This is a genomic window from Salmonella sp. K21076 (genome assembly GCF_039650795.1).
Lineage (GTDB): Bacteria > Pseudomonadota > Gammaproteobacteria > Enterobacterales > Enterobacteriaceae > Salmonella > Salmonella enterica.
The window spans coordinates 36,502-56,476 of record NZ_JBCLYA010000042.1 but is presented as its reverse complement, the minus strand read 5'-3'; the positions used below and the strand labels follow the sequence as shown (position 1 = coordinate 56,476).

Annotated in this window: 19 protein-coding genes; 14 read left to right on the top strand and 5 right to left on the bottom strand. The window is 50.8% G+C overall.

Going from position 1 to position 19,975, the window contains the following annotated elements:
* Nucleotides 1–170: 170 nt before the first annotated feature.
* Nucleotides 171–1,421 carry an NADP-dependent isocitrate dehydrogenase gene (gene icd / locus AAYN39_RS11395; protein ID WP_000444506.1) on the bottom strand — a complete coding sequence of 417 codons (1,251 nt, stop codon included), beginning with the start codon at nt 1,419–1,421 and terminating at the stop codon, nt 171–173.
* 171 nt (nt 1,422–1,592) lie between these two features.
* Between icd and rluE the strand changes: the two genes are divergently transcribed.
* The 9 genes from rluE to AAYN39_RS11350 all read left to right on the top strand — a co-directional run bounded on the left by rluE (nt 1,593) and on the right by AAYN39_RS11350 (nt 9,782).
* Nucleotides 1,593–2,258, top strand: a complete 666-nt coding sequence (rluE, locus tag AAYN39_RS11390; protein WP_001249410.1) for a 23S rRNA pseudouridine(2457) synthase RluE — start codon at nt 1,593–1,595, stop codon at nt 2,256–2,258.
* On the top strand, nt 2,255–2,584 hold the full coding sequence (locus AAYN39_RS11385; RefSeq protein WP_000825956.1) for a lysozyme inhibitor LprI family protein: 330 nt from the start codon (nt 2,255–2,257) through the stop codon (nt 2,582–2,584). The genes rluE and AAYN39_RS11385 overlap by 4 nt, the downstream gene beginning before the upstream one ends.
* An 11-nt stretch (nt 2,585–2,595) precedes the next feature.
* Complete coding sequence (locus tag AAYN39_RS11380) at nt 2,596–3,057, top strand: NUDIX hydrolase (RefSeq protein WP_000476064.1); 462 nt, start codon at nt 2,596–2,598, stop codon at nt 3,055–3,057.
* Nucleotides 3,058–3,110: 53 nt separating this feature from the next.
* Entirely contained in the window at nt 3,111–4,217 is a 1,107-nt protein-coding gene (mnmA, locus tag AAYN39_RS11375; RefSeq protein WP_000004540.1) for a tRNA 2-thiouridine(34) synthase MnmA, read from the top strand.
* Between the two features lie 86 nt (nt 4,218–4,303).
* Complete coding sequence (gene hflD, locus AAYN39_RS11370; protein ID WP_024131182.1) at nt 4,304–4,945, top strand: high frequency lysogenization protein HflD; 642 nt, start codon at nt 4,304–4,306, stop codon at nt 4,943–4,945.
* A gap of 3 nt (nt 4,946–4,948) precedes the next feature.
* Complete coding sequence (purB, locus tag AAYN39_RS11365) at nt 4,949–6,319, top strand: adenylosuccinate lyase (protein WP_000423756.1); 1,371 nt, start codon at nt 4,949–4,951, stop codon at nt 6,317–6,319.
* Nucleotides 6,320–6,445: 126 nt separating this feature from the next.
* Entirely contained in the window at nt 6,446–7,117 is a 672-nt protein-coding gene (gene phoP, locus AAYN39_RS11360; protein WP_001766960.1) for a two-component system response regulator PhoP, read from the top strand.
* A complete protein-coding gene (gene phoQ, locus AAYN39_RS11355) occupies nt 7,117–8,580 on the top strand; it encodes a two-component system sensor histidine kinase PhoQ (RefSeq protein ID WP_001031689.1) in 1,464 nt (487 codons plus the stop codon). The genes phoP and phoQ overlap by 1 nt, the downstream gene beginning before the upstream one ends.
* A gap of 80 nt (nt 8,581–8,660) precedes the next feature.
* A complete protein-coding gene (locus tag AAYN39_RS11350) occupies nt 8,661–9,782 on the top strand; it encodes a cupin domain-containing protein (RefSeq protein WP_000456524.1) in 1,122 nt (373 codons plus the stop codon).
* A gap of 39 nt (nt 9,783–9,821) precedes the next feature.
* Here AAYN39_RS11350 and AAYN39_RS11345 read toward each other — a convergent pair whose 3' ends face one another.
* Nucleotides 9,822–11,156, bottom strand: a complete 1,335-nt coding sequence (locus AAYN39_RS11345; RefSeq protein WP_000902462.1) for a hypothetical protein — start codon at nt 11,154–11,156, stop codon at nt 9,822–9,824.
* Between the two features lie 3 nt (nt 11,157–11,159).
* Entirely contained in the window at nt 11,160–12,389 is a 1,230-nt protein-coding gene (pepT, locus tag AAYN39_RS11340) for a peptidase T (RefSeq protein ID WP_000359419.1), read from the bottom strand.
* Nucleotides 12,390–12,639: 250 nt separating this feature from the next.
* Between pepT and potA the strand changes: the two genes are divergently transcribed.
* The 5 genes from potA (at nt 12,640) to potD (ending at nt 18,128) form a co-directional block, all read left to right on the top strand.
* Complete coding sequence (gene potA, locus AAYN39_RS11335; RefSeq protein ID WP_000531581.1) at nt 12,640–13,776, top strand: spermidine/putrescine ABC transporter ATP-binding protein PotA; 1,137 nt, start codon at nt 12,640–12,642, stop codon at nt 13,774–13,776.
* Nucleotides 13,760–14,623, top strand: coding sequence for a spermidine/putrescine ABC transporter permease PotB (gene potB, locus AAYN39_RS11330; RefSeq protein ID WP_000799391.1), 864 nt, complete (start codon nt 13,760–13,762; stop codon nt 14,621–14,623). Before potA ends, potB begins: the two co-directional genes overlap by 17 nt.
* A 328-nt stretch (nt 14,624–14,951) precedes the next feature.
* Nucleotides 14,952–15,962, top strand: coding sequence for an SPI-2 type III secretion system effector SifA (gene sifA, locus AAYN39_RS11325; protein ID WP_001682002.1), 1,011 nt, complete (start codon nt 14,952–14,954; stop codon nt 15,960–15,962).
* Between the two features lie 315 nt (nt 15,963–16,277).
* The gene (gene potC, locus AAYN39_RS11320; protein WP_000580299.1) at nt 16,278–17,057 is read left to right on the top strand and encodes a spermidine/putrescine ABC transporter permease PotC; all 780 of its coding nucleotides are present in this window, start codon (nt 16,278–16,280) and stop codon (nt 17,055–17,057) included.
* A gap of 24 nt (nt 17,058–17,081) precedes the next feature.
* Nucleotides 17,082–18,128, top strand: a complete 1,047-nt coding sequence (gene potD / locus AAYN39_RS11315; RefSeq protein ID WP_000759329.1) for a spermidine/putrescine ABC transporter substrate-binding protein PotD — start codon at nt 17,082–17,084, stop codon at nt 18,126–18,128.
* Between the two features lie 81 nt (nt 18,129–18,209).
* On the opposite strand, the gene cobB is transcribed toward potD, so the two are convergent.
* Together cobB and nagK are read right to left on the bottom strand one after the other, a co-directional pair.
* Complete coding sequence (cobB, locus tag AAYN39_RS11310) at nt 18,210–19,031, bottom strand: Sir2 family NAD+-dependent deacetylase (RefSeq protein WP_001191856.1); 822 nt, start codon at nt 19,029–19,031, stop codon at nt 18,210–18,212.
* 18 nt (nt 19,032–19,049) lie between these two features.
* Nucleotides 19,050–19,958, bottom strand: a complete 909-nt coding sequence (gene nagK / locus AAYN39_RS11305; protein WP_000291327.1) for an N-acetylglucosamine kinase — start codon at nt 19,956–19,958, stop codon at nt 19,050–19,052.
* Nucleotides 19,959–19,975 lie beyond the last annotated feature (17 nt).

Here is a 19,975-nt window from a genome sequence, read left to right as displayed (position 1 = left end):
GAACTTTTGCAGTCGCCAGACCGCAAGATGTTTTAACAAATCAAAAGGGGTTTTAATAACTGGCTTAAAGCTGAAAGCTTTCCGGAACCCCCAGCCTAGCTGGGGGTTTTCCATAGACAATAAAAACGGGGACGTTAAGCCCCCGTTTTTGTTTTTAACAATTATCGATATTACATATTTGCGATAATCGCGTCGCCAAACTCACTACATTTCAGCAGCTTAGCGCCGTCCATCAGGCGTTCAAAGTCATAGGTCACGGTCTTCGCGGCAATCGCGCCTTCCATACCTTTAACAATCAGATCCGCCGCTTCGAACCACTGCATGTGGCGCAGCATCATCTCCGCAGACAGAATAATGGAGCCTGGGTTGACTTTATCCTGGCCCGCATATTTCGGCGCAGTCCCGTGAGTCGCTTCAAACAACGCGCATTCGTCGCCGATATTCGCACCCGGTGCAATACCGATACCGCCAACCTGAGCCGCCAGGGCATCGGAAATATAGTCACCGTTCAGGTTCATACAGGCGATAACGTCGTATTCCGCCGGACGCAACAGGATTTGTTGCAGGAACGCATCGGCGATAACGTCTTTAACCACGATCTCTTTACCCGTGTTCGGGTTCTTAATTTTCAGCCACGGACCGCCGTCAATAAGCTCACCGCCGAACTCGTCGCGCGCCAACTGGTAGCCCCAGTCTTTAAACGCGCCTTCGGTGAACTTCATGATATTGCCTTTATGTACCAGCGTGACGGAATCGCGATCGTTGGTAATAGCGTATTCAATCGCCGCGCGAACCAGACGTTTAGTGCCTTCTTCAGAACACGGTTTGATACCGATACCGCAGTGCTCCGGGAAGCGAATTTTCTTCACGCCCATCTCTTCGCGCAGGAACTTGATCACTTTCTCAGCGTCTGCAGAGTCAGCTTTCCATTCAATTCCGGCGTAGATGTCTTCAGAGTTTTCACGGAAGATGACCATATCGGTCAGCTCCGGATGTTTCACCGGACTTGGCGTGCCCTGATAGTAACGAACGGGACGCAGACAAACGTACAGGTCAAGCTCCTGACGCAGGGCAACGTTCAGAGAGCGGATACCGCCGCCAACCGGCGTGGTCAATGGACCTTTAATCGCTACGCGGTAGTCACGAATTAAATCAAGGGTTTCAGCGGGAAGCCAGACATCCTGGCCGTAAACCTGTGTGGATTTTTCTCCGGTGTAAATTTCCATCCAGGAAATTTTACGCTCGCCTTTATAGGCTTTCTCGACGGCGGCATCGACCACTTTAAGCATGGCTGGAGTGACATCAACACCGATACCATCGCCTTCAATAAACGGGATAATCGGATTCTCAGGAACGTTGAGTTTGCCGTTTTGCAGGGTGATCTTCTTACCTTCCACCGGAACAACTACTTTGCTTTCCATTCACCTCTCCTTCGAGCGCTTCTGGTTTGCTCGTCTGTCATCGCGCTGCATGTGCAATGGCGTCCTGCTGCACGACTGCGTTAGAGCAATTTTTTGTTAATGTTTTGTAATGAGCATGTCAATACTACCCTATTGTTTGCCGCCATGAAAGACACTCATTATTGCGCTATAATGCGGCAATTAATAAGTTCTGAAAACACCATGCAAAAAACTTCTTTTAGAAATCACTACGTTAAGCGATTCAGCTCACGACAAGCATCTAAATCACGGAAAGAAAACCAGCCAAAACGCGTGGTTTTGTTCAATAAACCTTACGATGTGTTGCCGCAGTTCACGGATGAAGCAGGTCGCCGCACGTTAAAAGATTTTATTCCTGTGCAAGGCGTTTATGCCGCAGGCCGCCTGGACCGCGACAGCGAAGGGCTTTTGGTGCTGACTAATGACGGCGCGCTGCAGGCGCGCCTCACGCAACCGGGCAAACGCACCGGCAAGATTTACTATGTTCAGGTAGAAGGCATCCCGGATAATGCAGCGCTGCAGGCGCTTCGTACTGGCGTCACGCTCAACGATGGCCCTACCCTGCCCGCCGGTATTGAGATTGTCGCGGAGCCTGACTGGCTGTGGCCGCGCACCCCGCCGATTCGCGAACGGAAGAATATTCCCACCAGTTGGCTAAAAGTCACCTTATATGAAGGCCGCAACCACCAGGTAAGACGCATGACAGCGCATGTCGGTCATCCCACTCTACGATTAATTCGTTACAGCATGGGCGACTACACGCTCAACGGCCTCGATAATGGACAGTGGTGCGAGATCGCACAGGAGAAAGACAGATGAAACGGCTTCTCATTGCTTTTGCTTTATTAACACCGTTATCCGTTAATGCGGCCAGCTTCGACTGCCAGAAAGCGCAGGCTGCGGATGAAAAGGCTATCTGCGCGCACCTGACGCTGAATGATAAAGACGTGGAAATGCACACCAAATATCAGTTTCTGAAAGGGTTGTTCGCGATGGGCAGTCGCGGCGCGCTGCAGGACGCCCAGCAGAGCTGGCTTAAACAGCGTCAGCAGTGCAAGGCCGACGTCACCTGCCTGACAAAAGCTTATAACGAGCGTCTGAAACAGCTTGACGCGATCTATGACCACATTGATAAACCGCTTTAATAAGGATGCCTATGTTCAAGCCGCACGTGACCGTTGCCTGCATCGTACATGCCGAAGATAAATTTCTGGTGGTGGAAGAGACCATCAACGGTAAATCGTTATGGAATCAACCTGCCGGACACCTGGAGGCAGATGAAACGCTGGCGCAGGCCGCCGCGCGAGAACTGTGGGAAGAGACTGGCATCACGGCGCAACCACAGTATTTTATCCGTATGCATCAGTGGATTGCGCCGGATAAAACCCCGTTCCTGCGCTTTTTATTCGCTATCAAGCTTGATCATATTTGCGCGACCGCCCCCCATGACAATGACATCGATTGCTGCCGTTGGGTGAGCGCCGACGAGATTCTGAACGCGCCGAATTTACGTTCTCCGCTGGTGGCTGAAAGCATTCGCAGTTATCAAACGGGACAACGTTACCCCTTATCTATAGTGGGCGAATTTAACTGGCCGTTTACAGAGGGTGTCAAGTAAAGGGCTGCGTGATAGAATACGCCGCCTTGAAGTTCAATGTCGCGAGTATTCCAATGTCAGAAAGCCCAAAAAAAGTGATCGTCGGCATGTCCGGCGGTGTCGATTCCTCCGTTTCCGCCTGGCTGTTGCAACAACAGGGTTATCAGGTAGAAGGCCTGTTCATGAAGAACTGGGAAGAGGACGATGGTGAGGAATACTGCACCGCGGCAGCCGATCTGGCTGACGCGCAGGCCGTGTGCGACAAGCTTGGCATTGAACTGCATACCGTTAATTTTGCCGCAGAATATTGGGATAACGTCTTTGAACTGTTCCTTGAAGAGTACAAAGCGGGCCGTACGCCGAATCCGGATATTCTGTGCAATAAAGAGATCAAATTTAAAGCCTTCCTTGAATTTGCCGCAGAAGATTTAGGCGCCGACTATATCGCCACCGGTCACTACGTTCGCCGCGCGGATGTAAACGGCAAAAGCCGGTTGTTGCGCGGGCTCGACGGTAACAAAGATCAGAGCTACTTCCTCTATACGCTTGGCCATGAGCAGATTGCGCAAAGTCTGTTCCCGGTTGGCGAGCTGGAAAAACCGCAGGTGCGTAAAATCGCCGAAGATTTGGGGCTGGTAACCGCCAAGAAAAAAGATTCTACCGGTATCTGCTTTATCGGCGAGCGCAAATTCCGCGACTTTTTAGGGCGCTATCTGCCTGCGCAGCCGGGGAAAATCATTACTGTTGACGGCGATGAAATCGGCGAGCATCAGGGTCTGATGTATCATACGCTCGGTCAGCGTAAAGGGCTGGGAATTGGCGGCACCAAAGACGGTAGCGAAGACCCCTGGTATGTGGTGGATAAAGACGTTGAAAACAATGTGTTAATTGTCGCCCAGGGGCATGAGCACCCACGCCTGATGTCGGTAGGCCTCATCGCCCAGCAGCTACATTGGGTCGATCGCGAACCGTTCACCGGCACCCTGCGCTGTACGGTAAAAACCCGCTACCGCCAGACCGATATTCCGTGCACGATTAACGCGCTGGATGACGATCGTATCGAGGTCATTTTTGACGAGCCGGTTGCCGCCGTTACGCCGGGCCAGTCCGCTGTCTTTTACAGCGGAGAAGTCTGCCTGGGCGGCGGCATTATCGAGCAGCGACTGCCGCTGACGGTCTGATTATTCAATACACAACACCATTCAAGTCACCTCAAAGCGGCTTAAAAGATGAAGTGTATTTTATTTGATACAAGGAAGCAGTGATTGTGGCAAAGAATTATTATGACATCACCCTCGCGCTGTCTGGCATTTGCCAGTCGGCACGCCTGGTGCAACAACTGGCGCACCAGGGACACTGTGATGCCGACGCGTTGCACGTTTCACTCAACAGTGTCATTGATATGAATCCCAGTTCTACTCTGGGCGTGTTCGGCGGCAGCGAAGCTAACCTGCGTCTTGGTCTGGAAACACTGCTCGGCGTGCTGAATGCCAGCAGCCGACAAGGACTTAACGCCGAACTGACGCGTTATACGCTTAGCCTGATGGTGCTGGAGCGCAAGCTGTCATCCGCCAAAGGCGCGTTGAATACGTTAGGCGATCGCATTAACGGCCTGCAGCGCCAGCTTGACCATTTTGATTTACAGTCAGACACGTTAATGAGCGCCATGGCGGGCATCTACGTGGATGTGATTAGCCCATTGGGCCCGCGCATTCAGGTGACGGGCTCCCCGGCCGTTCTGCAAAGTCCGCAGGTGCAGGCCAAAGTCCGCGCCTCGCTACTGGCAGGCATCCGTGCAGCCGTGCTCTGGCATCAGGTAGGCGGTGGTCGCCTACAGCTTATGTTTTCTCGTCATCGCCTGACGACTCAGGCAAAACAAATTCTTGCTTATTTAACCCCGGAGTTATGATCTATGGAATTATCCTCACTGACCGCCGTTTCCCCTGTCGATGGACGCTACGGCGATAAAGTCAGCGCGCTGCGCGGAATTTTTAGCGAATACGGTTTGCTGAAATTTCGTGTACAAGTCGAAGTACGTTGGCTGCAGAAATTAGCCGCGCACGCAGCGATCAAGGAAGTTCCTGCTTTTGCTGCCGACGCAAACGGTTACCTGGATACGCTTGTGGCAAACTTCAATGAAGAAGATGCCGCGCGCATTAAAACCATTGAGCGCACCACGAATCACGATGTGAAAGCGGTTGAGTATTTTCTGAAAGAAAAAGCCGCCGCGATCCCGGCGCTACATGACGTTTCCGAATTTATCCACTTTGCCTGCACCTCTGAGGATATTAACAACCTGTCGCACGCGTTAATGCTCAAAACTGCGCGCGATGAAGTGATCCTGCCTTACTGGCGTCAGGTGATTAACGCGGTTAAAGATCTCGCCACGCAGTATCGCGATATTCCTCTGCTCTCCCGCACCCACGGCCAGCCGGCAACACCTTCCACTCTGGGTAAAGAGATGGCGAACGTGGCGTATCGGATGGAGCGTCAGTTCCGCCAGCTCAATCAGGTGGAGATCCTCGGTAAAATTAACGGCGCCGTAGGCAACTATAACGCGCATATCGCCGCCTATCCGGAAGTTGACTGGCATCAGTTCAGCGAAGAGTTCGTCACCTCGCTGGGCATCCAGTGGAACCCTTACACCACCCAGATTGAACCGCATGATTATATTGCGGAACTGTTTGACTGTATCGCGCGCTTTAACACCATCCTGATCGATTTCGATCGCGATGTCTGGGGCTATATTGCGTTGAACCATTTCAAACAGAAAACCATCGCCGGAGAGATCGGTTCTTCTACCATGCCGCATAAAGTTAACCCCATTGACTTTGAAAACTCAGAAGGCAACCTCGGTCTGTCTAATGCAGTGTTGCACCATCTGGCAAACAAACTGCCGGTTTCCCGCTGGCAGCGCGATCTGACCGACTCAACCGTCCTGCGTAACCTGGGTGTCGGCATCGGCTATGCGCTTATCGCTTATCAGTCGACCCTGAAGGGCGTCAGCAAGCTGGAAGTGAACCGCGATCATCTGCTTGACGAACTGGATCACAACTGGGAAGTATTAGCCGAACCGATCCAGACCGTCATGCGCCGCTATGGCATTGAAAAACCATATGAAAAACTGAAAGAGTTGACCCGTGGCAAGCGTGTCGATGCCGAAGGAATGAAACAGCTTATTGATAGTCTGGCCCTGCCGGAAGCAGAAAAAACGCGCCTTAAAGCCATGACGCCGGCAAATTATATCGGTCGCGCTGTGAATCTGGTCGACGAACTTAAATAATGTGTGCCTCACCCTCTTTTCTTCAGAAAGAGGGTGACTATTTGTCTGGTTTATTAACTGTTTATCCCCAAAGCACCATAATCAACGCTAGACTGTTCTTATTGTTAACACAAGGGAGAAGAGATGATGCGCGTACTGGTTGTAGAGGATAATGCATTATTACGCCACCACCTGAAGGTTCAGCTCCAGGATTCAGGTCACCAGGTCGATGCCGCAGAAGATGCCAGGGAAGCTGATTACTACCTTAATGAACACCTTCCGGATATCGCTATTGTCGATTTAGGTCTGCCGGATGAAGACGGCCTTTCCTTAATACGCCGCTGGCGCAGCAGTGATGTTTCACTGCCGGTTCTGGTGTTAACCGCGCGCGAAGGCTGGCAGGATAAAGTCGAGGTTCTCAGCTCCGGGGCCGATGACTACGTGACGAAGCCATTCCACATCGAAGAGGTAATGGCGCGTATGCAGGCGTTAATGCGCCGTAATAGCGGTCTGGCCTCCCAGGTGATCAACATCTCGCCTTTCCAGGTGGATCTCTCACGCCGGGAATTATCCGTCAATGAAGAGGTCATCAAACTCACGGCGTTCGAATACACCATTATGGAAACGCTTATCCGTAACAACGGTAAAGTGGTCAGCAAAGATTCTCTGATGCTTCAGCTGTATCCGGATGCGGAACTGCGGGAAAGTCATACCATTGATGTTCTCATGGGGCGTCTGCGGAAAAAAATACAGGCCCAGTATCCGCACGATGTCATTACCACCGTACGCGGACAAGGATATCTTTTTGAATTGCGCTAATGAATAAATTTGCTCGCCATTTTCTGCCGCTGTCGCTGCGGGTTCGTTTTTTGCTGGCGACAGCCGGCGTCGTGCTGGTGCTTTCTCTGGCATATGGCATAGTGGCGCTGGTCGGCTATAGCGTAAGTTTTGATAAAACCACGTTTCGTCTGCTGCGCGGCGAAAGCAACCTGTTTTATACCCTCGCCAAATGGGAAAATAATAAAATCAGCGTTGAGCTGCCTGAAAATCTGGACATGCAAAGCCCGACCATGACGCTGATTTACGATGAAACGGGCAAATTATTATGGACGCAGCGCAACATCCCCTGGCTGATTAAAAGCATTCAACCGGAATGGTTAAAAACGAACGGCTTCCATGAAATTGAAACCAACGTAGACGCCACCAGCACGCTGTTGAGCGAGGACCATTCCGCGCAGGAAAAACTCAAAGAAGTACGTGAAGATGACGATGATGCGGAGATGACCCACTCGGTAGCGGTAAATATTTATCCTGCCACGACGCGGATGCCGCAGTTAACCATCGTGGTGGTCGATACCATTCCGATAGAGCTAAAACGCTCCTATATGGTGTGGAGCTGGTTCGTATACGTGCTGGCCGCCAATTTACTGTTAGTCATTCCTTTACTGTGGATCGCCGCCTGGTGGAGCTTACGCCCTATCGAGGCGCTGGCGCGGGAAGTCCGCGAACTTGAAGATCATCACCGCGAAATGCTCAATCCGGAGACGACGCGTGAGCTGACCAGCCTTGTGCGCAACCTTAATCAACTGCTCAAAAGCGAGCGCGAACGTTATAACAAATACCGCACGACCCTAACCGACCTGACGCACAGTTTAAAAACGCCGCTCGCGGTTTTGCAGAGTACGTTACGCTCTTTACGCAACGAAAAGATGAGCGTCAGCAAAGCTGAACCGGTGATGCTGGAACAGATCAGTCGGATTTCCCAGCAGATCGGCTATTATCTGCATCGCGCCAGTATGCGCGGTAGCGGCGTGTTGTTAAGCCGCGAACTGCATCCCGTCGCGCCGTTGTTAGATAACCTGATCTCCGCGCTCAATAAAGTTTATCAGCGTAAAGGGGTGAATATCAGTATGGATATTTCACCAGAGATCAGTTTTGTCGGCGAGCAAAACGACTTTGTCGAAGTAATGGGCAACGTACTGGACAACGCTTGTAAATATTGTCTGGAGTTTGTCGAGATTTCGGCTCGCCAGACCGACGATCATTTGCATATTTTCGTCGAAGATGACGGCCCAGGCATACCCCACAGCAAACGTTCCCTGGTGTTTGATCGCGGTCAGCGCGCCGATACCCTACGACCAGGACAAGGCGTGGGGCTGGCTGTCGCGCGCGAGATTACGGAACAATACGCCGGGCAGATCATTGCCAGCGACAGTCTGCTCGGTGGCGCCCGTATGGAGGTCGTTTTTGGCCGACAGCATCCCACACAGAAAGAGGAATAAACATTTCTGTGCGTTCTTCCACGCATCTCGTTAAGCATCCGTTATAATCGGTGTCAGATACCAGCCTGCGGATACTTAACATGGAATACCAATTAACTCTTAACTGGCCCGACTTTCTTGAACGCCACTGGCAAAAACGCCCGGTGGTCTTAAAACGTGGGTTTACCAACTTTATTGATCCGCTCTCGCCGGATGAGCTGGCGGGGCTGGCGATGGAAAGCGAAATCGACAGCCGTCTCGTTAGCCATCAGGATGGCAAATGGCAGGTCAGCCATGGCCCTTTCGAAAGCTACGATCATCTGGGTGAGAGCAACTGGTCGCTGCTGGTACAGGCGGTAAACCACTGGCATGAACCCACCGCCGCGCTGATGCGCCCGTTCCGCGCTCTGCCGGACTGGCGTATCGACGATCTGATGATCTCCTTTTCCGTTCCCGGTGGCGGCGTTGGCCCGCATCTGGATCAGTATGATGTGTTTATTATCCAGGGAACCGGTCGCCGTCGCTGGCGCGTGGGCGAAAAGCTGCAAATGCGTCAGCACTGCCCGCATCCCGACCTGTTACAAGTCGATCCGTTCGAGGCCATTATTGACGAAGAGCTGGAGCCGGGCGACATTCTGTATATTCCGCCTGGATTCCCGCATGAAGGGTATGCGCTGGAAAACGCCATGAACTATTCAGTCGGTTTTCGCGCGCCCAATAGCCGTGAGCTGATCAGCGGTTTTGCCGATTACGTCCTGCAACGGGATCTGGGCAACACATACTACAGCGATCCGGATATGCCGTCCCGCAAACATCCGGCGGATATCCTGCCGCAGGAGATGGATAAACTGCGTAATATGATGCTCGATTTGATCAATCAGCCCGCGCATTTCCAACAGTGGCTTGGCGAGTTTATCTCTCAGTCACGCCACGAACTGGATATTGCGCCGCCGGAGCCGCCGTATCAGCCAGACGAAATTTACGATGCCTTAAAGCAAGGCGAGGCATTAGTACGTCTCGGCGGGCTTCGCGTATTGCGTATCGGCGATGAAGTCTATGCGAATGGCGAAAAAATAGACTCTCCGCATCGCCCCGCTCTGGAAGCGCTCACCAGTCATATTGTACTGACCGCTGAAAACTTCGGCGATGCGCTGGAAGACCCTTCCTTCCTCGCGATGCTGGCGGCGCTGGTGAATAGCGGATACTGGTTTTTCGAAGGATAAGAACATCGCAATGCCCGGCGACCGCCGGGCTGACGCAAACTATCCACAACGATCGCCGCCAGGTTTGGCGAAATCGTTATATTGCGGATCGCCCGGATAAATCGAGTGGGCCATTCGATGGCGAAATGACATTTGCCGATAGCGCCGCGCCTGCGCGTTATCTCCAAGACCTTCGGCAATATTAGCCAGTTGCTGTAATCGTTCATACTGCATCTTTGCTGGATAAGCTACGGCATCAAGCGTAAAGGCGCGTTCCGCAAAGTCTTTTGCTTGTTCAAGCTGTTGATTATTCTTATAAAGCAGCGAAATACCATACAACACCATGGATACGTCGGACTGCCGACGTTTATATTCTTCCAGCAATGGGAGATAGGGGGAGGTACTGTCCAGGTCGATGTTTTCGGGCAAATAAAAGCGTAATCGTGATATTACCGTCGCCATTGGCGTTAAACGGCTCTGGTAATACGCGATAAGTTTAAGGTAGAGATCTTTCGCTTCCTTATAATGATGGCCCTGTGCATAAAAGCCAGCAAGATTATTGCTGTCAACCGTCATTTCGCCGAATTCGGTGCCATAAAGCGTTTGCTCAATTTTTAGCGCCTGACTTAGCGCATTAATCGCCTCGCTAATATGCCCTGCATTATAAGCAATATCCGCTTTCTGCTGCAAAAAAGAGGCGACGCGCTCACGATTATCCCAGGTTTTATCCCGTAAAATAACGCTCAGCCACTGCCGCTCCGCTGCGTCTATCTTCGCCAAATAATAGGCTTTACGCGCACTATCACATTCGACATCCCGCTCTTCCAGCGCATCAGAATAAGCGTCGCGCATCCTGTTTAAGGTATAAACCAACGCTTCCGTCGATGTCTTTTTGTCTTTAAGACGCCACGTTAATGCCTGCTCTTGCCAGGCTATCCGCTGACGGTAATCAACCTTGATCTCGTATCGCCACTGCTCTGTCGGTGAATACTCTATATGGCGATCGTCACCGTAAACATAAAAGGCCGCCAGGTGTTCAAACATATCGGCCCGATCGCCCGGATAAGTGCCCGCCGGAAATGTTTTCATGATTGCCCGCGCTCGCAGCAGCATTTGCGGCGTTAACTCCGGTTTACCCAGCCATTGATAAATATCGCTTTGTAATAGCAGGCTACGAACAAGCTGTATTGAGCGTTTGCCATATTGCCGCGAGGCCAGCCTCACCGCATCATCAATAAACGTCATGCAGGTTTCATCGCCGGTCATAAAACATGCTGCAGATTGTTGCTGGCGCTGGGACCAGGAAGGCGTATATTCGGCGCTCCAGGCAGAAAAATTTATGGCGGAAAATATCCCGCCATAAATAATAAAACGCTTCACCACAATGTGTAACATTCGCTACTGGCCGCGCTTACCCGTCAGCTCCGCGATACGTACAATCACCTGTACCGCTTTTTCCATCCCCTCCAGCGTCACAAACTCATGTTTACCATGATAGTTATATCCGCCGGTAAAGAGATTAGGACACGGCAGGCCCATAAACGACAGTTGCGCCCCGTCTGTACCGCCGCGAATTGGTTTCATCTCCGGCGTAATATGACAGTCGCGCATGGCCTGCTGGGCGATATCGAGAATATGCGGATGCTCAACCACTTTTTCGCGCATATTGTAATAACTGTCTTCAATCACCAGTTCGATATAGCAGTCCGGATGCAGCCCCTTGCCGACTTTTTTGGCAATCTCCATCATTTTGCGTTTACGCGCTTCAAACTGCTTACGGTCGAAATCGCGAATGATGTAGTGCATTTCGGCCCGGTCAACGGTGCCTTTCATGCTGGCCAGATGATAAAACCCTTCGTAACCTTCAGTGGTTTCAGGCGCTTCATCCGCCGGCACTTCCGCGTGAATCCTCGCCGCCAACGACAGCGCATTGACCATCACGCCTTTCGCCGTACCAGGATGCACGTTATTGCCGACGATTTTGATATTCACCGAGGCGGCATTGAAGTTTTCAAACTCCAGTTCTCCCACGCCGCCGCCGTCGACCGTATAGGCCCACTGCGCGCCAAATTCCTCAACATCGAAGTGCTTCGCGCCTTTCCCTACCTCTTCGTCAGGCGTAAACGCCACTTTAATTTCGCCGTGGGGAATAGGATTACCTTTCAGCACCGCCAGCGCGGTCATGATCTCCGCAACACCGGCTTTATCGTCCGCGCCCAGCAATGTCTTACCATCGGTAGTAATCAGCGTCTGTCCCAGTAATTGATGCAGTACCGGGAACATCACGGGTGACAACACCTCATCGCCAATCCCTAATGCTATATCGCCGCCGCGATAATTCTCGACAATCTGCGGGTTAACGTTTTTACCGCTGAAATCCGGAGAGGTATCCACATGGGAGATAAAACCAATGGCGGGAATATCCCCCTCAACATTGGCCGGGAGCGTCGCCATCAACGTCCCTTTTTCACTTAATGTAATGTTAACCAGCCCCATCTCTTCGAGCTGCTGTTTGAGCAAACGTAGTAACTTCCACTGCCCCTCAGTGCTGGGAACCTGCCGAACACCCGACTTTGATTGGGTATCCAGCGATACGTAGTGTAAAAAACGCTCAAGTAGTTTATCCATGCAGTCACCCTCACTTTTCGTGACAACATTATTAATAAGCAAGAAAAGACAAATATTGCGTCAGGTCACTTTTATCCCTGCAAACAAGAATATTTCACTTTGACACGCTTTCTGACTATAAAGCTAAGTCAGTAATTCGCAACAAGGATTGGCGATCACGGTGGTTTGCCGTAGAATGACCGCCCTCATTAAGAGTGATTAAGGTGGTTAACCACAAACCCCGCAGCGGTCAGCCATCCGTTGCGTTTACATGGGACAGAGTAAGAAATTGAATAAACAACCGCGTTCGCTTTCACCGCTGGTGCTTTTGTCGGGAATTAGCAAAAGTTTCGATGGCAAAGAGGTCATTTCACAGCTGGATTTGACCATTAACAATGGCGAATTCCTCACGCTGCTTGGCCCTTCCGGCTGCGGTAAAACAACCGTTCTTCGCCTGATTGCCGGCCTGGAAACCGTTGATGCCGGGCATATCATGTTGGATAACCAGGATATCACCCACGTTCCCGCCGAAAATCGTTATGTAAATACCGTATTTCAAAGCTACGCTTTATTTCCGCATATGACGGTGTTTGAAAATGTCGCGTTTGGCTTACGAATGCAAAAAACACCAGCCGCCGAGATAGCGCCTCGCGTGACCGATGCGCTGCGTATGGTGCAGCTTGAAGAGTTTGCACAACGTAAACCGCACCAGCTTTCCGGCGGACAGCAGCAGCGTGTGGCTATCGCTCGCGCGGTGGTGAATAAACCTCGCCTGTTATTACTGGACGAATCGCTCTCCGCGCTGGACTATAAATTGCGCAAACAAATGCAGAACGAGCTTAAAGCATTACAGCGTAAACTCGGTATCACGTTTGTTTTTGTCACTCACGATCAGGAAGAAGCGCTCACCATGTCCGATCGTATCGTGGTAATGCGTAATGGCGTGATTGAGCAAGACGGCACGCCGCGTGAAATCTATGAAGAGCCAAAAAACCTGTTTGTCGCCGGTTTTATCGGCGAAATTAACCGCTTTGACGCAACCGTCATTGAACGGCTTGATGAACAGCGCGTCCGCGCCAGCGTAGAAGGTCGGGAGTGCAATATATACGTCAATTTCGCTGTCGAACTGGGCCAAAAACTGAACGTCCTGCTGCGACCGGAAGATCTACGCGTCGAAGAGATCAACGATGATAACCACATCGAAGGGCTTATCGGCTACGTGCGCGAGCGCAATTACAAAGGTATGACGCTGGAGTCGGTGGTTGAACTGGAAAATGGCAAAATGGTGATGGTCAGCGAATTCTTCAACGAAGACGATCCTGACTTCGACCATTCACTTGACCAAAAAATGGCCATTAGTTGGGTAGAAAGCTGGGAGGTCGTACTGGCTGATGAAGAACACAAGTAAATTCCAGAATGTAGTGATTGTCACTATCGTCGGTTGGCTTGTGTTGTTTGTTTTTCTGCCCAACCTGATGATCATTGGCACCAGCTTTCTGACCCGTGACGACGCCAGTTTCGTCAAGATGGTCTTTACGCTGGATAACTACGCACGCCTGCTCGATCCGCTCTATTTTGAAGTGCTCCTGCACTCTCTGAATATGGCGCTGATCGCCACCCTCTCCTGCCTGGTGCTGGGCTATCCTTTCGCCTGGTTTCTGGCGAAGTTACCGGAAAAGATACGTCCGTTATTGCTGTTTTTGCTGATTGTTCCTTTCTGGACCAACTCACTGATCCGCATCTATGGGCTAAAAATATTCCTGAGCACTAAAGGTTATCTCAATGAATTCCTGCTGTGGCTGGGCGTGATTGATACGCCGATTCGCATCATGTTCACCCCGAGCGCCGTTATTATCGGCCTGGTTTACATTTTGCTGCCGTTTATGGTCATGCCGCTCTACTCCAGCATTGAGAAGCTCGACAAACCGCTACTGGAGGCCGCTCGCGATCTCGGTGCCAGTAAAATGCAAACGTTCATCCGCATCATTATTCCATTAACCATGCCGGGCATTGTCGCCGGTTGCCTGCTCGTGATGCTACCGGCAATGGGCCTGTTCTACGTCTCCGATTTAATGGGTGGCGCGAAAAACCTGCTGATTGGTAACGTCATTAAGGTACAGTTCCTGAATATTCGCGACTGGCCGTTTGGCGCGGCTACCAGCATTACGCTGACCATTGTGATGGGACTCATGCTGTTGATTTACTGGCGGGCTTCCCGCTTATTGAATAAGAAGGTGAGTGATATAAGCGATTAATTGCGCAACGCTAACAAATCCACACGCATCCAGGCATGAAGTTTATTCAAGGGTAAACTTCATGCCTCCGGCATAAAAAACGCATGAAAGAAGTTGCCGCCAGTATTGCAAATCTACAACATCATCCGCGGTAGGCCTTCTTTTATTTTTACCTGTAGCGACGCTATCGCAGACAGTAATGCGTTTATACGCGAAGCTCTCAGGTTTTATACTGATTGCCAGTCTCTTTTAAAAATTATATTACATCCGATGCGCCCGCAGTTGAGATAAAAAGAGTTGATTTAATCAATTATGTAGTCATTTTTACTCCAGTATAAGTGAGATTAATATGCCGATTACTATAGGGAATGGTTTTTTAAAAAGTGAAATCCTTACCAACTCCCCAAGGAATACGAAAGAAGCATGGTGGAAAGTTTTATGGGAAAAAATTAAAGACTTCTTTTTTTCTACTGGCAAAGCAAAAGCGGACCGTTGTCTACATGAGATGTTGTTTGCCGATCGCACCCCCACACGAGAGCGATTTACAGAGATTTTTTTTGAGTTAAAAGAGTTAGCCTGCGCATCGCAAAGAGATAGATTTCAGGTTCATAATCCTCATGAAAATGATGACACGATTATTCTTCGCATCATGGATCAAAACGAAGAAAACGAATTGTTACGTATCACTCAAAATACCGATACCTTTAGCTGTGAAGTCATGGGGAATGCTTATTTTTTAATAAAAGATCGCCCCGATATTTTAAAACCGCATCCACAAATGACGGCCATGATTAATAGAAGATATAGCGAAATCGTAGATTACCCCCTCCCTTCGACATTATGTCTCAACCCTGCTGGCGCGCCGACATTATCGGTTCCATTAGACAACATAGAGGGGTATTTATATTCTGAATGGAGAAAAGGAAATTTAGATGAGTGGAAAACGCAAGAAAAGGCAACCTACCTGGCAGCGAAAATTCAGTCTGGGATTGAAAAGACAACGCGCATTTTACAGCATGCGAATATATCCGAAAGTACTCAGCAAAACGCATTTTTAGAAACAATGACGATGTGTGGCTTAAAACAGCTTGAAATACCACCACCACATACCCACATACCTATTGAAAAAATGGTAGAAGAGGTTTTACTGGCGGATAAGACGTTTCAGGCGTTCCTTGTAACGGATCCCAGCGCCAGCCTAAGCATGTTAGCTGAGATAGTCGAAGCCATCTCTGATCAGGTTTTTCACGCCATTTTTAGAATAGCCCCCCAGTCTATACAAAAAATGGCGGAAGAACAGTTAACCACGCTACACGTTCGCTCAGAACAACAAAGCGGCTATTTATGTTGTTTTTTATAAAATCAGACGACGCTTTCTCAGACGTCACGTTCAGGGTTTACTCACGTACTTCATGTTTGCCTACAGAGTAACCTCTTGCCTGGCGCAATAATGCCGCATATGACCGGATCGGATGAGAATAGTCATTTAAATGGCCTTTTTTTCCCGCTCGTCTGGCAATTTGTTGTAAAATTCGCGGCTTCAAGCGGCAGCTTGCTTCTTCCTGGCTGCTGATAACCGCGAGACGTTTTGGAGAGATTTTGGAGAAGAGAAAAAATTGATCATTTTCAATACTCTAAAAGCACCCCATCCTCTGAATAAGAAGGTGGAACTTGAATGATCGGTCGGCTGCTCCGTGGCGGTTTCATGACTGCCATCTATGCGTATCTGTATATTCCCATCATTATTCTGATCGTGAACTCCTTCAACAGTTCGCGGTTCGGCATTAACTGGCAGGGCTTTACCACTAAATGGTACGAACTACTGGTCAATAACGACAGTCTGTTACAGGCCGCTCAACATTCACTGACGATGGCGATTTTCTCAGCGACCTTCGCCACGTTGATTGGCTCGTTAACCGCGGTAGCGCTTTATCGCTACCGCTTTCGCGGGAAGCCATTCGTCAGCGGGATGCTGTTTGTAGTAATGATGTCGCCGGATATCGTGATGGCGATCTCCCTGCTGGTGCTGTTTATGTTACTCGGCATTCAACTGGGCTTTTGGTCGTTGCTGTTCTCGCACATCACCTTTAGCCTGCCGTTTGTGGTCGTCACGGTCTATTCGCGCCTGAAAGGCTTTGATGTCAGAATGCTGGAAGCCGCAAAAGACCTGGGGGCCAGTGAGGTAACGATTTTACGCAAAATCATTCTGCCGCTGGCGATGCCGGCGGTGGCGGCGGGCTGGTTGCTGAGCTTTACGTTGTCGATGGACGATGTAGTAGTCTCGTCGTTTGTCACCGGGCCGGGCTATGAAATTTTACCCTTAAAGATTTATTCCATGGTAAAAGTCGGCGTTTCACCAGAAGTGAACGCGCTGGCGACCGTTTTATTGGTGCTGTCTCTGGTAATGGTCATTGCCAGCCAGCTTATTGCTCGTGATAAAACCAAGGGCCGATAAGGCCCGTAATTCAGGGGACGTTAAATGAAAAAATGGTCACGCCACCTGCTCGCGGCAGGCGCCCTGGCGCTGGGTATGAGTGCCGCTCATGCCTCCGACAACGACACGCTCTATTTCTATAACTGGACTGAGTATGTACCGCCGGGCCTGCTGGAACAGTTCACTAAAGAGACAGGCATTAAGGTGATTTATTCGACCTACGAGTCGAACGAAACCATGTATGCCAAACTCAAAACCTATAAAGATGGCGCGTATGACCTGGTTGTTCCTTCTACATACTATGTCGACAAAATGCGCAAAGAAGGCATGATCCAGAAGATCGATAAGTCGAAATTAACCAATTTCCACAACCTCGATCCGGAAATGCTCAACAAACCGTTTGACCCCAACAACGATTATTCTGTTCCGTATATCTGGGGCGCAACGGCGATTGGCGTGAACAGCGATGCTATCGATCCAAAAACCATTACCAGCTGGGCTGATTTGTGGAAACCGGAATATAAAAACAGCCTGCTTTTAACCGACGATGCGCGAGAAGTCTTCCAGATGGCGCTGCGCAAGCTAGGTTATTCCGGTAACACTACCGATCCTAAAGAGATCGAAGCGGCATATGAAGAGTTGAAAAAACTGATGCCGAACGTAGCGGCCTTCAACTCCGATAATCCGGCGAATCCGTATATGGAAGGGGAAGTCAATCTGGGGATGGTGTGGAACGGTTCGGCCTTCGTTGCTCGTCAGGCTGGCACGCCGCTGGAGGTCGTCTGGCCGAAAGAAGGCGGTATTTTCTGGATGGATAGCCTGGCTATTCCGGCAAACGCGAAAAATAAAGAGGGCGCGCTGAAGCTAATCAACTTCCTGCTGCGTCCTGACGTCGCGAAAGAGGTGGCAGAAACCATCGGCTACCCTACCCCCAACCTGGCGGCGCGTAAGCTGTTAAGCCCGGAGGTCGCCAATGATAAGTCGCTCTATCCGGATGCGCAAACCATCAGCAAAGGCGAGTGGCAAAACGATGTCGGCGACGCCAGCGCCATTTATGAAGAGTATTATCAGAAGCTAAAAGCAGGACGCTAATTCAGCCAAAGCGCCTGTCGGGCCTACAGATGAACGTAACGTGAAATGTAGGCCGGATAAGGCGTTACCGGGCAAACGGCACTACAGCCCTTTCAGGAATTTATCAACAAATTCCGGCACAACCTGGCTTGCCGGGCCGTAGTGCTTCTCTTCAAACTCGCTGCCGACCTGGCTTGGCTCAAGATTCAGTTCCACCGTATGTGCGCCGTGCAGTTTTGCTTCATGCACAAAACCCGCAGCCGGATAGACATGACCGGATGTGCCAATGGCGATAAAAATATCCGCCATCGACAGCGCCATATAAATTTCATCCATGCCAAGCGGCATCTCGCCAAACCACACCACGTGCGGACGTAGCGGCGCCGGGAACTGGCAGCAGTGACATTTATCTTCCGGCATCACATCGCCGTTCCATTCCAGAATCTGGCCGCTTTGCGAACAGCGCACCTTCAACAGCTCGCCATGCATATGAATGATGTTGCGGTTGCCCGCGCGTTCATGCAAATTGTCGATGTTTTGCGTCACCAGCAAAAAGCGATCGCCAAGCGCTTCTTCAAGCTTCGCTAACGCCAGATGCGCCGCATTGGGTTGTATTTCCGGCTGTTGAAGCTGCTGACGGCGGGCATTATAAAATGTCTGCACCAGCCCCGGATTACGGGCGAATCCTTCCGGCGTTGCCACGTCTTCAACCCGATGCTCTTCCCAAAGGCCATCCGCCGCGCGAAACGTACGAATACCAGACTCTGCAGAAATTCCTGCACCTGTAAGGACTAATACTCTTGGGTTTTCCATCATTTCCGGCACCACTCTGTCTCTGAAAAAGATCCGCTGGCGCAGACGTTCACGCAACAGACGTTTATTTTTACGAAAGCGGCTTAATCGATGAAACCGACGCGACTGCATAACAACCTCTTTTTTTGATTAGTCGGTAAGATGTAAAAAAGCAGCACCGCGCATCCCACCTGCATCCCCATGCCGCGCACGCTCAATGCGCGGCGCGCGGGCAACAGGGAGGAGATGGCGCGGCAGTCTTTCCGCCAGTTGCGTTGTTATTGCCGTAAAGTTCGATAGTCCGCCGCCGATCACCAATAAATCGGGATCGACAATCGTCAGTATATTCCCCAGACAAACCGCCAGTAAATCCAGATAGCGCTCAACATGCGCGTGCGCCTGCTCATCACCCTGCTCCCACAACGCGATAATCTCCGGCGCCTGCAGCGATTGATCATAATAATGTTGATATAGCCACGCAAACCCGCGCCCGGACAGATAATTCTCAATGCAGCCCATCTGGCCGCATCCACAACGGCGGAGAGGAAAATCAAACCCCATCAACGTTAGCGCGTCAACCGGCAAACGCATATGGCCAAACTCGCCGGTGATATAGCTCTGACCGGTAATCGGCTTCCCGTTTAGCACCAGGCCGCCGCCGCCGGTGCCGAGGATAAGCCCCATAACCAAAGGATATTGCGTGAATTCATCATCCCAGGCTTCGGACAAGGCAAAACAGTTAGCGTCATTGTCCAGACGCACATCGCGATCCAGTCGGGCGCTGAGATCGGCGCGCAACGGCTTACCGCTGGCTGCCGGGACATTCGCGGCGTACAGCGTGCCGTCTTCAGTTTCCGGCATACCGGGTATGCCAATCCCTACCGACCCTTTTACGCCAAATCGCTGGTCGGCTTCCGCGACCAGTTCGCACACGGCGTCTAAAAAGGCGCTATAGCTGGTATGGGGCGTGGGAACCCGTTTTTCCCACTGCAGCCGCCGCGTTGAGTCAAATACGCCTAACGCAATCTTTGTTCCGCCAATGTCAAACCCGTAATACATCGCCGCTCCTTGTTTTT

What these genes read in the sequence shown, in the direction of transcription:
- potC (WP_000580299.1), top strand. Translation starts at nt 16,278, where the DNA reads ATGATCGGTCGGCTGCTCCGTGGCGGTTTCATGACTGCCATCTATGCG.
- AAYN39_RS11385 (WP_000825956.1), top strand. Translation starts at nt 2,255, where the DNA reads ATGAAACGGCTTCTCATTGCTTTTGCTTTATTAACACCGTTATCCGTT.
- potB (WP_000799391.1), top strand. Translation starts at nt 13,760, where the DNA reads ATGAAGAACACAAGTAAATTCCAGAATGTAGTGATTGTCACTATCGTC.
- pepT (WP_000359419.1), bottom strand. Translation starts at nt 12,389, where the DNA reads ATGGATAAACTACTTGAGCGTTTTTTACACTACGTATCGCTGGATACC.
- icd (WP_000444506.1), bottom strand. Translation starts at nt 1,421, where the DNA reads ATGGAAAGCAAAGTAGTTGTTCCGGTGGAAGGTAAGAAGATCACCCTG.
- mnmA (WP_000004540.1), top strand. Translation starts at nt 3,111, where the DNA reads ATGTCAGAAAGCCCAAAAAAAGTGATCGTCGGCATGTCCGGCGGTGTC.
- phoP (WP_001766960.1), top strand. Translation starts at nt 6,446, where the DNA reads ATGCGCGTACTGGTTGTAGAGGATAATGCATTATTACGCCACCACCTG.
- AAYN39_RS11345 (WP_000902462.1), bottom strand. Translation starts at nt 11,156, where the DNA reads ATGTTACACATTGTGGTGAAGCGTTTTATTATTTATGGCGGGATATTT.
- purB (WP_000423756.1), top strand. Translation starts at nt 4,949, where the DNA reads ATGGAATTATCCTCACTGACCGCCGTTTCCCCTGTCGATGGACGCTAC.
- potD (WP_000759329.1), top strand. Translation starts at nt 17,082, where the DNA reads ATGAAAAAATGGTCACGCCACCTGCTCGCGGCAGGCGCCCTGGCGCTG.
- phoQ (WP_001031689.1), top strand. Translation starts at nt 7,117, where the DNA reads ATGAATAAATTTGCTCGCCATTTTCTGCCGCTGTCGCTGCGGGTTCGT.
- AAYN39_RS11380 (WP_000476064.1), top strand. Translation starts at nt 2,596, where the DNA reads ATGTTCAAGCCGCACGTGACCGTTGCCTGCATCGTACATGCCGAAGAT.
- rluE (WP_001249410.1), top strand. Translation starts at nt 1,593, where the DNA reads ATGCGGCAATTAATAAGTTCTGAAAACACCATGCAAAAAACTTCTTTT.
- potA (WP_000531581.1), top strand. Translation starts at nt 12,640, where the DNA reads ATGGGACAGAGTAAGAAATTGAATAAACAACCGCGTTCGCTTTCACCG.
- cobB (WP_001191856.1), bottom strand. Translation starts at nt 19,031, where the DNA reads ATGCAGTCGCGTCGGTTTCATCGATTAAGCCGCTTTCGTAAAAATAAA.
- AAYN39_RS11350 (WP_000456524.1), top strand. Translation starts at nt 8,661, where the DNA reads ATGGAATACCAATTAACTCTTAACTGGCCCGACTTTCTTGAACGCCAC.
- sifA (WP_001682002.1), top strand. Translation starts at nt 14,952, where the DNA reads ATGCCGATTACTATAGGGAATGGTTTTTTAAAAAGTGAAATCCTTACC.
- nagK (WP_000291327.1), bottom strand. Translation starts at nt 19,958, where the DNA reads ATGTATTACGGGTTTGACATTGGCGGAACAAAGATTGCGTTAGGCGTA.